This window comes from Citrobacter sp. Awk 4, assembly GCF_028069725.1.
Classification (GTDB): Bacteria; Pseudomonadota; Gammaproteobacteria; order Enterobacterales; family Enterobacteriaceae; genus Citrobacter_D.
In genome coordinates this window covers 64,087-76,211 of the sequence record NZ_JANEWG010000012.1, presented here as the reverse complement: position 1 = coordinate 76,211, position 12,125 = coordinate 64,087, and the positions used below count along the sequence as shown (strand labels likewise).

The window sequence follows — 12,125 nt, the reverse complement described above, 5'->3', positions numbered from 1 at the left end:
GAGACGGATATGATGAATTGTCCGAAATGCGGACATGCTGCACATACTCGTAGTAGCTTTCGGGTGTCTGATAACACTAAAGAACGCTACTGCCAGTGCCAAAATATTAATTGTGGCACCACTTTTGTTACCCATGAAACCGTCGTGCGCTACATTGTTACCCCTGGACTTGTCGATCATGCTCCGCCACACCCATTAAATAGTGGACAGGGACACATGAATTTCTAAAAAATTAACCCGCTTCGGCGGGTTTTTTGTTGATGGTAGCTGAAATTCTGCTGCCACTTTGCTGCCAACGGATATCCAGACAACAAAAAAGCCACTCGCTAGAGTGGCTTAATTATATGATTTTACAGCTAAAATTTGGTGGCCCCTGCTGGACTTGAACCAGCGACCAAGCGATTATGAGTCGCCTGCTCTAACCACTGAGCTAAGGGGCCGTGGCGAGGGATTATAAAGTAACTCTGTGCTGCAATCCAGCCATAACCGTACGTATGCTGTTTTTATAAACAACGTATTTTCAATTCGTTATACTTCCCCTCTGTTGCATTATTTGGGGAGGTATTATGGTTAAGGACATACTGGCGTCGGGGCTTCGCGTCGTGTTTTGCGGCATCAACCCTGGACTGTCTTCGGCGGGGACGGGGCTTCCGTTTGCGCATCCTGCTAACCGCTTCTGGAAGGTGATTCATCAGGCCGGATTTACCGATCGTCAGCTAAAACCGGAAGAGGCGCAACACCTGCTGGATTTTCGCTGCGGCGTGACCAAACTGGTCGACAGACCGACGGTACAGGCGAATGAAGTCTCGCGAGAAGAGTTATACAGCGGCGGTCGCAACCTGATTGAGAAGATCGAGCGTTATCAGCCACAAGCGCTGGCAATTCTTGGGAAGCAGGCTTTTGAACAGGGATTTGGTCAGCGTGGCGTACAGTGGGGCAAACAGGTGATGCGTATTGGCGCGACCCAGATATGGGTGTTACCGAATACCAGCGGGCTAAGTCGGATCACACTGGACAAGCTGGTCGAAGCCTATCGGGAGCTGGATGAGGCGCTAAGGGGACACGGACGTTAAGTATGACGTGAAAACCCCGACGCAAGCCGGGGGTAAGTTGAATTATGACTCTTTTGTCAGGCGATCCCTGACTTCCATAAGGGCAAATCCCAACAGATTGTCACCCTGCCAGCGCGACGGTGTTGCAGCATCCGGATGATCTTTTGCCAGACCAATTCCCCAGATTTTATCGACCGGGCTGGCTTCTACCAGAACACGAGGGGCGGTGCTGAGGAGAAATGATTTGAGCGCCGGGTGCTGGCTAAACTTATGGTAATTGCCCTCACACACCAGCTCGAAACAGCTCTCCTGCCAGCGGCGTTCGTCAAATCCTGCGACTTTGCGGCCCAGCTTTTTGGCTTCTGCGGGCGTTTGCGCTGCGAGGATCTTCGTCAGCATGGCCTCATCGCCAAACAGACGTGCTTTCCCGGCCATCATCCAGTGCTCCGCCGTGGCATATACCACACCGTTATGACTGAAAGGCGAGTTCTGCCACCACTGACTGAAACAAGAGGCGGTAATCGTGCCGTTGGGGGAGGGTTGATGTCCCCAGAACCACAGGTATTCAACATGCTGATTGTTATCGAGCGCGCGGACCAGTGCAGGGAGTGAATAGCATCCTTGTTGCATGGGGGTTACTCCTGTAAAAAAGCCCTCACGAGGAGGGCTTAAGAACAATGAAAAACGATTAATCGTCGAGGAAGCTACGCAGCACTTCAGAACGGCTCGGGTGACGCAGTTTACGCAGCGCCTTCGCTTCGATCTGACGGATACGTTCGCGGGTTACGTCGAATTGTTTACCCACTTCTTCCAGCGTGTGGTCGGTGTTCATGTCGATACCGAAACGCATACGCAGCACTTTCGCTTCACGCGCGGTAAGGCCAGCCAGCACGTCGTGCGTTGCGGCACGCAGGCTCTCGGTGGTGGCAGAGTCCAGCGGCAGCTCGAGGGTGGTATCCTCGATGAAATCACCCAGATGCGAATCTTCATCGTCGCCGATCGGCGTTTCCATGGAGATAGGTTCTTTAGCGATCTTCAGCACTTTACGGATCTTGTCTTCCGGCATCAGCATGCGCTCGGCCAGCTCTTCCGGCGTCGGTTCGCGCCCCATCTCTTGCAGCATCTGGCGGGAGATACGGTTGAGCTTGTTGATGGTCTCAATCATATGTACCGGGATACGGATGGTACGCGCCTGATCCGCGATGGAGCGGGTGATCGCCTGACGGATCCACCAGGTTGCATAGGTGGAGAACTTATAACCACGACGGTATTCGAATTTATCTACCGCTTTCATCAGACCAATGTTGCCTTCCTGAATCAGATCGAGGAACTGCAGGCCACGGTTGGTGTATTTTTTGGCGATGGAGATAACCAGACGCAAGTTCGCTTCAACCATCTCTTTTTTCGCACGGCGGGCTTTCGCTTCACCGATGGACATACGACGGTTGATATCTTTTACCTGTTCGATAGTCAGGCCAGTTTCTTCTTCAATCTGCTGCAGTTTTTGCAGACCGCGGTGAACGTCATCTGCCACGTCGTGCAGTTTTTCAGACCACGGTTTGTTCATCGCGATTGCGGCGTTGAACCAGGTTTCGCTGGTTTCGTTACCCGTGAACAGCGTGATGAAATTTTTCTTCGGCATTTTGCACTGCTCAACGCAGAGCTTCATGATCAGACGTTCCTGGGTACGGACGCGATCCATCATGACGCGCATGCTGTTTACCAGGTAGTCGAACTGTTTTGGCACCAGGCGGAACTGTTTGAACACTTCAGAAAGCTTCTGAATCTCAGCTTGTGCAGCGGCATGGCTGCGGCCTTTCGCTTTGATGGTGTCGCGGGTGACTTCGTACTGTGTACGCAATTCTGCGAATTTTTCGCGTGCCAGTTCAGGGTCGATGCTGTTGTCGTCGTCGCTGCTATCGTCGTCGCCGTCTTCTTCGTCTTCATCTTCGTCGTCATCCAGCTCTTCCTGAGAGAGTTCAGAACCGACGTGAGTGGCGGTAGGTGCCAGGTCTTCTTCCGCGTTCGGGTCAACAAAACCGGTGATCAGATCGGACAGACGCGCTTCTTCAGCTTCAACGCGATCGTACTGTTCAAGCAGATAGGTAATGGCTTCCGGATACTCGGCAACGGAGCATTGAACCTGGTTAATCCCGTCTTCGATGCGTTTAGCGATGTCAATTTCGCCTTCACGGGTTAACAGTTCAACTGTGCCCATTTCACGCATATACATGCGTACCGGGTCAGTTGTACGACCGATTTCAGATTCCACGCTGGAGAGAACCTGAGCCGCAGCTTCTTCCGCGTCTTCATCGGTGCTGTTGGTGTTTTCAGCAAGCAGCAGATCATCGGCATCCGGTGCTTCTTCCATCACCTGAATACCCATGTCATTGATCATTTGGATGATGTCTTCGATTTGATCTGAATCGACGATATCTTCCGGCAGATGGTCATTGACCTCGGCATAGGTCAGATAGCCTTGCTCCTTACCACGTTGGACAAGAAGCTTCAGCTGTGACTGCGGGTTTTGCTCCATAAGACGGTATCCACACTTAATTCGTTTGATTGGTGTTGGGCGGTTAAACCGCCAACGGCAAAACGAGGGCGTACTTATATTTGTGCCGCTGCCTCTCAGTGCGGCTGTCGGGGGCTTCCCGATCGATATTCGGCACTTAAGCCGTTAAATACTTTTGTCTTTCACTTATTTCTTCGCCAGTTCCTGGTTTAGCGTCCAGAGTTCCCGGCGTTCTTCGCTGCTTAAACCGTGTGTGCGCTCACGAGCTATCAACTCTTCCTGGCGCAGCTCAAGCATCGAATCAAACATATGGTTGAGTGAGTCGGTGAAGGTTTTTTCTGCGATATCCTTATCTGCTATATCGTCCCACATCGACAATTTTTCAAGGGTCGCCGCATCATTTGTGCCGCGATAATGCTCTAAAAGTTGCCCAGTGGTCAGACCTGGCTGAGACAGACAAGTGTTGACCAGTTCTACAAATAAGCCAAGTCCTGGCAATTTTTTTGGATCCAGCCCAGCAAGCGGTGGAACCAACGGTGCTAAATCTGGATTTTGCACCAGTAACCCTATCAGTATACGCATGGTCGTGCGTTTTAGCTGCGGAGCTGGCCGGGAAGCACCACTTTCGGACAATTTAGGCATTAATCGTTCAAGCTGGCTGTCATCCAGAATGCCGAGCTTGTTGCCCAGTTCCTGTCGCAAATAAATACGCAGCGTTTCACCCGGCACCTGCGTGATTAACGGCAGCGCCAGCGTACTGAGCTGGGCACGTCCGTCCGGGGTACTCAAGTCCACTTGCGGCAGCAGGCTGTTAAACAAAAACGCGGAGAGCGGTAATGCCTGCTCCATCCGGGCTTCAAACGCTTCTTTACCTTCTTTACGCACCAGCGTGTCAGGATCTTCACCGTCAGGTAAGAACATAAAGCGTAACTGGCGACCATCCGTCATATAAGGCAGCGCGGTTTCCAGCGCTCGCCATGCGGCATCGCGTCCGGCACGGTCACCGTCGTAACAGCAAATGACGTTGTTCGTCGCACGGAATAACAGCTGGATGTGATCGGCAGTGGTCGATGTCCCAAGAGACGCCACGGCGTAATTAATGCCGTATTGCGCCAGCGCTACCACATCCATATAGCCTTCCACCACTAACAGGCGCTGTGGGTCAGCGTTATCCTGCTGGGCTTCGTAAAGGCCATACAACTGACGGCCTTTATGAAAAATATCGGTTTCCGGGGAGTTCAGGTATTTCGGCAGGGCATCGCCCAATACACGACCACCAAAACCAATCACCCGTCCACGCTTATCGCGGATGGGGAACATCACCCGTTCGCGGAAGCGGTCGTAACTGCGTCCCTGATCGTTGGTAACCAACATACCCGCATCAACCAGCGATTTGCGATTATCAGCATTGTCGCCAAACCGTTTCAGGACGTTGTCCCAGCCGGGGGGCGCAAAACCAATGGCAAAACGGGCGATCACGTCGCGACTTAATCCTCGCTTTTCCAGATACTGGCGCGCGGGGGTAGCGGCGGGTTGCATCAAAGACTGTTGATAAAATGTGTTCAGACCGTCCATCAATTGATAAAGACTTTGCCGTTGATGGCGCTCTATCTGACTGGGGCCGTTGCCTGCTTCATAGGGCACTTCAAGATTGTGCATCGCAGCCAGCTCTTCGACCGTTTCCACAAACTCGAGTTTGTCGTAGTTCATGAGAAAATCGACGGCGTTACCGTGCGCGCCACATCCAAAGCAGTGATAAAACTGTTTTTCACCGTTTACGGTGAAAGAGGGGGTTTTTTCGTTATGGAACGGACAGCACGCATGGTAATTTTTGCCCTGTTTTTTTAGCTTCACCCGTGCGTCGATGAGATCGACGATGTCGGTGCGCGCCAGCAGGTCATTGATAAATACGCGTGGGATTCGTCCAGCCATAGGCCCCGTTTATTTTTTAAAACTCATAAACGAAAATAAGCCGCGCATTCCTTTCGGAAGCACGGCCTTACAACTACAACTCGGTCTGAATTGAGGGCCGCGACCCTCAGAAGACTTAGTACAGACGAGTACGGCGTGCGTTTTCGCGAGCCAGTTTCTTCGCGTGACGTTTCACAGCGGAAGCTTTAGCGCGCTTACGTTCGGTAGTCGGTTTTTCATAGAACTCACGACGACGAACTTCCGCCAGAACACCTGCTTTTTCGCAGGAACGCTTGAAGCGACGCAGTGCTACGTCGAACGGCTCGTTTTCACGTACTTTAATTACCGGCATGTAACTCTCACCTTTAATAAATTCGGTTTGCCGCTGGCATCAACGCCAGCTTATTTCAAAATGGTGCGGAATTTTACTGCAATTGCTGCTGCTTTGTAAAGCACCGCGGCCTTTTTTGAAAGGGACTTTTATAAGGGTGAGGAGTATACACGAGGCTTCTTCCAGGGGCGAACAAAGTTTTACATCAACCCGCATTGGTCCTACACTGCGCGGTAATAGAGCGAGGTAGAATAAGTCATGCGTGTATTGGGTATTGAGACATCCTGCGATGAAACCGGCATCGCCATTTACGACGATGAAACGGGTCTGTTGGCCAACCAATTGTATAGTCAGGTGAAATTGCATGCTGACTACGGCGGCGTGGTGCCTGAACTGGCCTCGCGCGATCACGTGCGCAAAACCGTACCGTTGATCCAGGCAGCGCTGAAAGAAGCGGGTTTAACGGCGAAAGAAATTGATGCGGTGGCGTATACCGCGGGGCCGGGTCTGGTCGGCGCGCTGCTGGTCGGCGCAACCGTTGGGCGTTCACTGGCCTTTGCGTGGAATGTTCCTGCTATCCCTGTGCATCATATGGAAGGTCATCTGCTGGCTCCGATGCTGGAAGAGAATCCGCCGGAATTTCCGTTTGTCGCGCTGCTGGTTTCTGGCGGCCACACTCAGCTCATCAGCGTGACAGGGGTCGGTCAGTACGAACTGCTGGGCGAGTCCATTGATGATGCGGCGGGCGAAGCCTTTGATAAAACAGCCAAACTGCTGGGGCTCGATTATCCTGGCGGCCCGATGTTGTCGAAAATGGCAGCCCAGGGGACTGCCGGGCGTTTTGTTTTCCCACGTCCGATGACCGATCGCCCGGGGCTGGACTTCAGCTTCTCCGGCCTGAAGACCTTTGCGGCCAACACGATTCGCAGTAATGGCGATGACGATCAGACCCGTGCTGATATCGCCCGAGCGTTTGAGGACGCGGTGGTGGATACGCTGATGATCAAGTGCAAACGCGCGCTGGATCAGACCGGCTTCAAACGTCTGGTGATGGCGGGCGGCGTGAGCGCCAACCGCACGCTGCGCGCTAAGCTTGCCGAGATGATGCAAAAGCGTCGTGGCGAAGTATTTTATGCGCGCCCGGAGTTTTGTACGGATAACGGCGCGATGATCGCCTATGCCGGGATGGTGCGTTTTAAAGCTGGAGCTACGGCAGATCTCGGAGTGACCGTGCGTCCACGCTGGCCTCTGGCAGAATTGCCTGCAGCGTAATGTGTGTTTGCCGGATGGCGGCGTAAGCGCCTTGTCCGGCAAACAAAACTCGCCACCACCGGGCAATTACACGCGCAGCATCCCTTTTTCTTCTAAGAATTCAATAATCGTCGCCAGACCGTTGCCCGTTTTTAAATTGGTAAACGTCCACGGGCGCTCGCCGCGCATACGCATTGTGTCCCGTTCCATCACCTCCAGCGAAGCGCCTACGTAAGGGGCGAGATCGGTTTTGTTGATCACCAGAAAATCGGATTTGGTGATCCCCGGTCCGCCTTTGCGCGGGATCTTTTCACCTTCGGCGACGTCGATCACATAGATCGTCAGATCCGCTAATTCCGGGCTAAAGGTGGCGCTCAGGTTGTCGCCGCCGCTCTCCACAAAAATCAGATCCAGATTGCCGAATTTTTCGCTTAACGCTTCTACCGCCGCCAGATTCATCGAAGCGTCTTCACGGATAGCGGTATGCGGACAGCCGCCGGTTTCAACCCCGACAATCCTCTCCGGTGCCAGCGCGCCTGCTTCGGTGAGGATGCGCTGATCTTCTTTGGTGTAAATGTCGTTGGTCACCACGGCCAGCTGATACGTCTCGCGCATGGCTTTGCATAACGCTTCCAGCAGGGCGGTTTTACCGGAACCGACCGGGCCGCCCACGCCAACGCGCAGGGGATGTTTATATTCAGTCATTGTCTCTCCTCAGGAGCGAAATAAACGGCAATATTGGGTTTCGTGACGGGCAGAAGCGATGGCGGCCAGCGGCGTTGCAGAACCCAGATTTTCATCGGGGCACTGTAGTGCCTGGATCATGCCCTGCGCGAAGTGTTCGCAAAGCGCAAGAATCAAACGCTGCGCCGCCTGTTGGCCAAACGGCACCAGTTTAACCCCGGCCATCACGGCGCTCTCTATCCAGCTGTATCCGAGGCTTAACGCCAGGTCCGGGAGCGGAATTCGCCACTGCACACCAAGCCAGGCCATACCGCAAAGTTGGCTGTCAGCCATGAGTACGCGCCACGGCGACGGGCAGTCCGCAATCCAGTCCACCACCAGCCTTGTGAACGCAGCGCCTCTGTTGCGCTCTTCTGCACGCAGTTCGCGAGTTTCCCTACAGGCCAGCAGATACGCCGTCCAGCGGCGGGCGGCGACGATATCGTCCTGTTCGCAGGCGCGGGATATCCGGGCGAACAGCGGCAGATCGACAGTAAAAAAATTCCGCTCCATTTGCTGCGTCTGCCAGCGGGCAAATTCGTCCACGTTTTTTACCCAGCCGCTTTCCACTGCCCACTCCAGTCCCTGGGACCAGGTAAACGATCCCACTGGTAAGCTGCTACTGGCGAGCTGCATCAGGCGCAGCTGTTGAGTTTCACGCATCAGTGCGCATGACCAGGGTGATGGCCGTGGGATTCGCTGGCATACGCGCCTGCCTCGGGTTCAAACGGTAGATGGGCGAAGGTGACCTCCAGGTGGAACTGGCGCAGCATATCGTCCAGTACGTGATCGTGGTGATAGCGCAACTCGTCCGGCAGGATCTGCAACGGCACATGGCGATTGCCGAGGTGATAGCAGGCTTTGGCGAGCAGGAACGGATCGGCACAGCGCACCACCGAAACGCCTTCGTTAGCGGCGATGATCTCCACGACCTCGGAGCCGTCATCGGTACTCAGGCGATCGCCGCCGCGCAGTAGCAGGCCACGCGGCAAGCATAATCCCGCTTCTCGCCCGTCGTTTAGCTGTACTTTCGCCCGGCTTTTCACACGTACATCAATGGGTAGTGTTAGCGTGGCAGTCACCGCAGCAGGTGTTTCAATACGTTGGGTCAGAAACAGCATCTCGTCTCCTCAAAATAAAAAATAGCGTTGCGCCATCGGCAGCACGTCCGCCGGTTCGCTGGTAATGAGTTCACCGTCGATGCGGACCTCGTAGGTCTGGGCATCAACGGTAATATTAGGTTGCAGGCTGTTGTGGATCATGTCGGCTTTTTTCACCGTCCGGCAGCCTGTCACTACGGCAGTTGCGCTGCGTAAATTGAGCCGTTGCGCCACGCCATTTTCTGCGGCGGCCTGCGAAAGGAACGTCAGGCGAGTGTGATGACGTGCGGCGCCGAGCGCCCCGAACATCGTGCGGTAATGCACGGGCTGCGGTGTTGGAATCGAGGCGTTGATGTCGCCCATCGGCGCGCAGACGATCATCCCGCCTTTCACGATCGTTGCGGGCTTTACACCGAAAAAGGCCGGAGACCAGAGCACCAGATCCGCCAGCTTGCCGGGTTCGATAGAACCCACTTCATGTGCAATGCCGTGAGTCAGCGCCGGGTTAATGGTGTACTTGGCGATATAACGTTTGACGCGCAGGTTATCGTTGTCTCCCGACTCTTCAGCCAGAGGACCGCGTTGTACCTTCATTCGGTGCGCCACCTGCCAGGTTCGCAGGATCACTTCGCCAACGCGCCCCATCGCCTGAGAATCGGACGAGGTCAGAGAAAACGCGCCGATATCATGCAGTACATCTTCGGCGGCGATGGTCTCCCGACGAATGCGCGATTCAGCAAACGCCACATCTTCGGCGATATCCGGGTCGAGATGGTGGCAGACCATCAGCATGTCGAGATGCTCGTCAATGGTGTTGACGGTATACGGTAACGTCGGATTGGTGGAAGAGGGGAGGATATTGGCGTGCGCGCAGGCGGTGATGATATCTGGCGCATGACCGCCGCCCGCGCCTTCAGTGTGAAAAGTATGAATCGTGCGATCGCCAATCGCTGCCAGCGTATCTTCGACAAAACCGGACTCGTTCAGCGTGTCGCTGTGCAGCGCCACCTGAATGTCCATCTCCTCAGCCACGGTCAGTGCGCAGTTGATAGCTGCGGGCGTTGCGCCCCAGTCTTCATGGATCTTTAGACCGATAGCTCCAGCGGTGATCTGCTCGCGAAGCGTGTCGGGATGAGATCCATTGCCTTTGCCAAGCAAACCGATATTCACCGGTAGTGTATCTGCCGCCTGTAGCATTCGGGCGATATACCACGGTCCTGGCGTACAGGTGGTGGCATTGGTGCCCGCGGCGGGGCCGGTACCTCCGCCGATCATCGTCGTCACGCCAGACACCAGCGCCTCTTCCGCCTGCTGGGGGCAGATCCAGTGAATGTGCGTATCCACCCCGCCAGGAGTGACGATCTTGCCTTCACCGGCGATCGCTTCAGTTCCGACGCCGACAGGGATCGTGACATTGGACTGAATATCCGGGTTACCGGCTTTGCCGATGGCGCAGATCCGACCATCTTTAATACCGATATCCGCTTTAACGATCCCCCAGTGATCGACGATCAGCGCATTGGTGATCACCAGATCCACACACGCGTCGGCGCGCATCTGACCTTGCCCCATACCGTCGCGGATCACTTTGCCGCCGCCGAACTTTACTTCTTCACCATAAGTGGTGAGATCGTTTTCCACTTCGATCCACAATTCGGTATCAGCCAGACGCACTTTATCGCCGGTTGTTGGGCCGAACATATCGGCATATGCCTGTCGGGCAATCTCACTCATCGCCTGCCTCCAGTGGCCCCATCACCTCACCGCGAAAGCCAAAAATGCGTTGCGCGCCGGCTACGCGCACCAGTTCGACCTCCCGCTTTTGCCCCGGCTCAAAACGCACTGCGGTGCCTGCAGGAATGTTCAGACGAAAACCGCGCGCAGCCTCGCGGGTAAAGTGCAGTGCCGGATTCACTTCGTAAAAGTGGTAGTGCGATCCAACCTGGATCGGGCGATCGCCATGATTCTCCACCACAACTGTGCAGGTTTCCCGTCCTTCGTTGATCGCGATCTTCCCTGCGGAGATCTTGTATTCGCCAGGAATCATCGTTGCTCCTTACACGATCGGATTGTGGACGGTGACCAGCTTTGATCCGTCCGGAAAGGTGGCTTCAACCTGAATATCCGGGATCATCTCCGGCACGCCCTCCATCACCTGTTCGCGCGTCAGGACATGGCGACCCTCATCCATCAGTGCGGCCACGCTTTTTCCGTCACGCGCGCCTTCCATAATGAATGCACTAATCAATGCCACAGATTCCGGGTAATTCAGTTGAAGCCCGCGGGCCAGGCGACGCTCTGCCACCAGTGCAGCGGTAAAGAGCAATAGCTTGTCTTTTTCTCGGGGAGTCAGTTCCATAGTGAGTCTCTTAGGTTTGCCAGATACGGGGTAGGTGGGGTGGTTTTTCCGTCAGCAGTGGGCGCAGAAAGTGCCAGATATCACGCATCACGCGCTGCGCGACGAGGTTGTCATCGGAGAGAAAACGGACCGTCAGCAGTGAGTCGACCAGCGTCGCTCCTGCATAACCGCCGAGAGGCGTCAGTCGTTCGCGCGTGCCGTCCAGCATGGCTTCCGTTGCCGGGTAGCACAGCAGGGTGCCGCACCACGGTTGATTTGCGATGGCTGACAGCTCGCCATGAGCCAGATGCAGTCGTTCAATCAGCAGCGGAACGCCGTCGCACCACACTTCAAGTCGGTTATGCAGTTCACCGTGGCTGAATCTCTCCTGCAGGACAGGCCGTCCGAGGCAAAGTAGATCCCAGGCCAGCAGACGGCTCTCTGACGTAAGATGAAATACCGAACGAATACTGGCATTTGCGCCGGGGAAGAGGATCGTATCCTGCGGTAGCCACTCCAGCGTGGCGTTGGGGGCCAGCGTAAAATCCTGACGCAACTGAGCCTGGGGGCCGCAGCTGCGATAAAACTTTCCCGCGCCAGGCATGGTGATGAGTACATGGCAGTTTGTTTCGAGAGCGACGGATATGTGTAACTCGTCACCGCCGACTATCCCACCTGGGGGATGGAGTAAATAAAGATGGCAGACGTCATCTTCTGGATAAAACGGACGCTGTACCGTCAGCGGACCCACATGGCGGGCTGAAAAAAGTACCGTCTTGTGCGCGGCACGGGTAAACCGCAGATCCAGTTTGGCCTGCCAGCCCCGAGTGAGAGTCTCTTGCGCAACCGTGTCCAGAGCGTTTCCCTTATCAGCATGAGGGTGTGTGCATGGCAAAAAGTATGC

14 protein-coding genes and 1 tRNA gene are annotated in these 12,125 nt (G+C 54.9%); 3 read left to right on the top strand and 12 right to left on the bottom strand.

The window, feature by feature from the left end; translation table 11 throughout:
• Positions 1-9 precede the first annotated feature (9 nt).
• Positions 10-228, top strand: coding sequence for a DNA-binding transcriptional regulator (locus tag NNO04_RS07295; RefSeq protein ID WP_024146528.1), 219 nt, complete (start codon positions 10-12; stop codon positions 226-228).
• 136 nt (positions 229-364) lie between these two features.
• Here the strand turns inward: NNO04_RS07295 and NNO04_RS07290 are convergent.
• Positions 365-440, bottom strand: a tRNA-Ile gene (locus tag NNO04_RS07290).
• Positions 441-566: 126 nt separating this feature from the next.
• Between NNO04_RS07290 and mug the strand changes: the two genes are divergently transcribed.
• Positions 567-1,073 carry a G/U mismatch-specific DNA glycosylase gene (gene mug, locus NNO04_RS07285; RefSeq protein WP_271444110.1) on the top strand — a complete coding sequence of 169 codons (507 nt, stop codon included), beginning with the start codon at positions 567-569 and terminating at the stop codon, positions 1,071-1,073.
• A gap of 42 nt (positions 1,074-1,115) precedes the next feature.
• Here mug and NNO04_RS07280 read toward each other — a convergent pair whose 3' ends face one another.
• The 4 genes from NNO04_RS07280 to rpsU all read right to left on the bottom strand — a co-directional run bounded on the left by NNO04_RS07280 (position 1,116) and on the right by rpsU (position 5,830).
• Positions 1,116-1,682, bottom strand: a complete 567-nt coding sequence (locus NNO04_RS07280) for an NADAR family protein (RefSeq protein ID WP_271444109.1) — start codon at positions 1,680-1,682, stop codon at positions 1,116-1,118.
• 58 nt (positions 1,683-1,740) lie between these two features.
• On the bottom strand, positions 1,741-3,588 hold the full coding sequence (gene rpoD / locus NNO04_RS07275; protein WP_271444108.1) for an RNA polymerase sigma factor RpoD: 1,848 nt from the start codon (positions 3,586-3,588) through the stop codon (positions 1,741-1,743).
• A gap of 165 nt (positions 3,589-3,753) precedes the next feature.
• The gene (dnaG, locus tag NNO04_RS07270) at positions 3,754-5,499 is read right to left on the bottom strand and encodes a DNA primase (RefSeq protein ID WP_271444107.1); all 1,746 of its coding nucleotides are present in this window, start codon (positions 5,497-5,499) and stop codon (positions 3,754-3,756) included.
• 115 nt (positions 5,500-5,614) lie between these two features.
• Positions 5,615-5,830, bottom strand: a complete 216-nt coding sequence (gene rpsU / locus NNO04_RS07265; protein WP_001144069.1) for a 30S ribosomal protein S21 — start codon at positions 5,828-5,830, stop codon at positions 5,615-5,617.
• A 237-nt stretch (positions 5,831-6,067) separates the two neighbouring features.
• Here rpsU and tsaD point away from each other — a divergent pair, with 237 nt between their 5' ends.
• The gene (gene tsaD / locus NNO04_RS07260; protein WP_271444106.1) at positions 6,068-7,081 is read left to right on the top strand and encodes a tRNA (adenosine(37)-N6)-threonylcarbamoyltransferase complex transferase subunit TsaD; all 1,014 of its coding nucleotides are present in this window, start codon (positions 6,068-6,070) and stop codon (positions 7,079-7,081) included.
• 66 nt (positions 7,082-7,147) lie between these two features.
• On the opposite strand, the gene ureG is transcribed toward tsaD, so the two are convergent.
• The 7 genes from ureG to NNO04_RS07225 are packed head-to-tail and all read right to left on the bottom strand — an operon-like array spanning position 7,148 to position 12,077.
• Positions 7,148-7,765, bottom strand: a complete 618-nt coding sequence (gene ureG, locus NNO04_RS07255; RefSeq protein WP_271444105.1) for an urease accessory protein UreG — start codon at positions 7,763-7,765, stop codon at positions 7,148-7,150.
• Between the two features lie 9 nt (positions 7,766-7,774).
• The gene (locus NNO04_RS07250) at positions 7,775-8,446 is read right to left on the bottom strand and encodes an urease accessory protein UreF (RefSeq protein WP_271444104.1); all 672 of its coding nucleotides are present in this window, start codon (positions 8,444-8,446) and stop codon (positions 7,775-7,777) included.
• The gene (gene ureE, locus NNO04_RS07245) at positions 8,446-8,904 is read right to left on the bottom strand and encodes an urease accessory protein UreE (RefSeq protein WP_271444103.1); all 459 of its coding nucleotides are present in this window, start codon (positions 8,902-8,904) and stop codon (positions 8,446-8,448) included. Before ureE ends, NNO04_RS07250 begins: the two co-directional genes overlap by 1 nt.
• A gap of 9 nt (positions 8,905-8,913) precedes the next feature.
• Positions 8,914-10,617, bottom strand: a complete 1,704-nt coding sequence (gene ureC, locus NNO04_RS07240) for an urease subunit alpha (RefSeq protein ID WP_271444102.1) — start codon at positions 10,615-10,617, stop codon at positions 8,914-8,916.
• Positions 10,610-10,930, bottom strand: a complete 321-nt coding sequence (locus tag NNO04_RS07235; protein WP_271444101.1) for an urease subunit beta — start codon at positions 10,928-10,930, stop codon at positions 10,610-10,612. Before NNO04_RS07235 ends, ureC begins: the two co-directional genes overlap by 8 nt.
• A 9-nt stretch (positions 10,931-10,939) precedes the next feature.
• Positions 10,940-11,242: an urease subunit gamma gene (locus NNO04_RS07230; protein ID WP_271444100.1), complete on the bottom strand. Its 303-nt coding sequence runs from the start codon at positions 11,240-11,242 to the stop codon at positions 10,940-10,942.
• A gap of 10 nt (positions 11,243-11,252) precedes the next feature.
• Entirely contained in the window at positions 11,253-12,077 is an 825-nt protein-coding gene (locus NNO04_RS07225; RefSeq protein ID WP_271444127.1) for an urease accessory protein UreD, read from the bottom strand.
• Positions 12,078-12,125: the final 48 nt, after the last annotated feature.

What these genes read in the sequence shown, in the direction of transcription:
- NNO04_RS07295 (WP_024146528.1), top strand. Translation starts at nt 10, where the DNA reads ATGATGAATTGTCCGAAATGCGGACATGCTGCACATACTCGTAGTAGC.
- mug (WP_271444110.1), top strand. Translation starts at nt 567, where the DNA reads ATGGTTAAGGACATACTGGCGTCGGGGCTTCGCGTCGTGTTTTGCGGC.
- NNO04_RS07280 (WP_271444109.1), bottom strand. Translation starts at nt 1,682, where the DNA reads ATGCAACAAGGATGCTATTCACTCCCTGCACTGGTCCGCGCGCTCGAT.
- rpoD (WP_271444108.1), bottom strand. Translation starts at nt 3,588, where the DNA reads ATGGAGCAAAACCCGCAGTCACAGCTGAAGCTTCTTGTCCAACGTGGT.
- dnaG (WP_271444107.1), bottom strand. Translation starts at nt 5,499, where the DNA reads ATGGCTGGACGAATCCCACGCGTATTTATCAATGACCTGCTGGCGCGC.
- rpsU (WP_001144069.1), bottom strand. Translation starts at nt 5,830, where the DNA reads ATGCCGGTAATTAAAGTACGTGAAAACGAGCCGTTCGACGTAGCACTG.
- tsaD (WP_271444106.1), top strand. Translation starts at nt 6,068, where the DNA reads ATGCGTGTATTGGGTATTGAGACATCCTGCGATGAAACCGGCATCGCC.
- ureG (WP_271444105.1), bottom strand. Translation starts at nt 7,765, where the DNA reads ATGACTGAATATAAACATCCCCTGCGCGTTGGCGTGGGCGGCCCGGTC.
- NNO04_RS07250 (WP_271444104.1), bottom strand. Translation starts at nt 8,446, where the DNA reads ATGCGTGAAACTCAACAGCTGCGCCTGATGCAGCTCGCCAGTAGCAGC.
- ureE (WP_271444103.1), bottom strand. Translation starts at nt 8,904, where the DNA reads ATGCTGTTTCTGACCCAACGTATTGAAACACCTGCTGCGGTGACTGCC.
- ureC (WP_271444102.1), bottom strand. Translation starts at nt 10,617, where the DNA reads ATGAGTGAGATTGCCCGACAGGCATATGCCGATATGTTCGGCCCAACA.
- NNO04_RS07235 (WP_271444101.1), bottom strand. Translation starts at nt 10,930, where the DNA reads ATGATTCCTGGCGAATACAAGATCTCCGCAGGGAAGATCGCGATCAAC.
- NNO04_RS07230 (WP_271444100.1), bottom strand. Translation starts at nt 11,242, where the DNA reads ATGGAACTGACTCCCCGAGAAAAAGACAAGCTATTGCTCTTTACCGCT.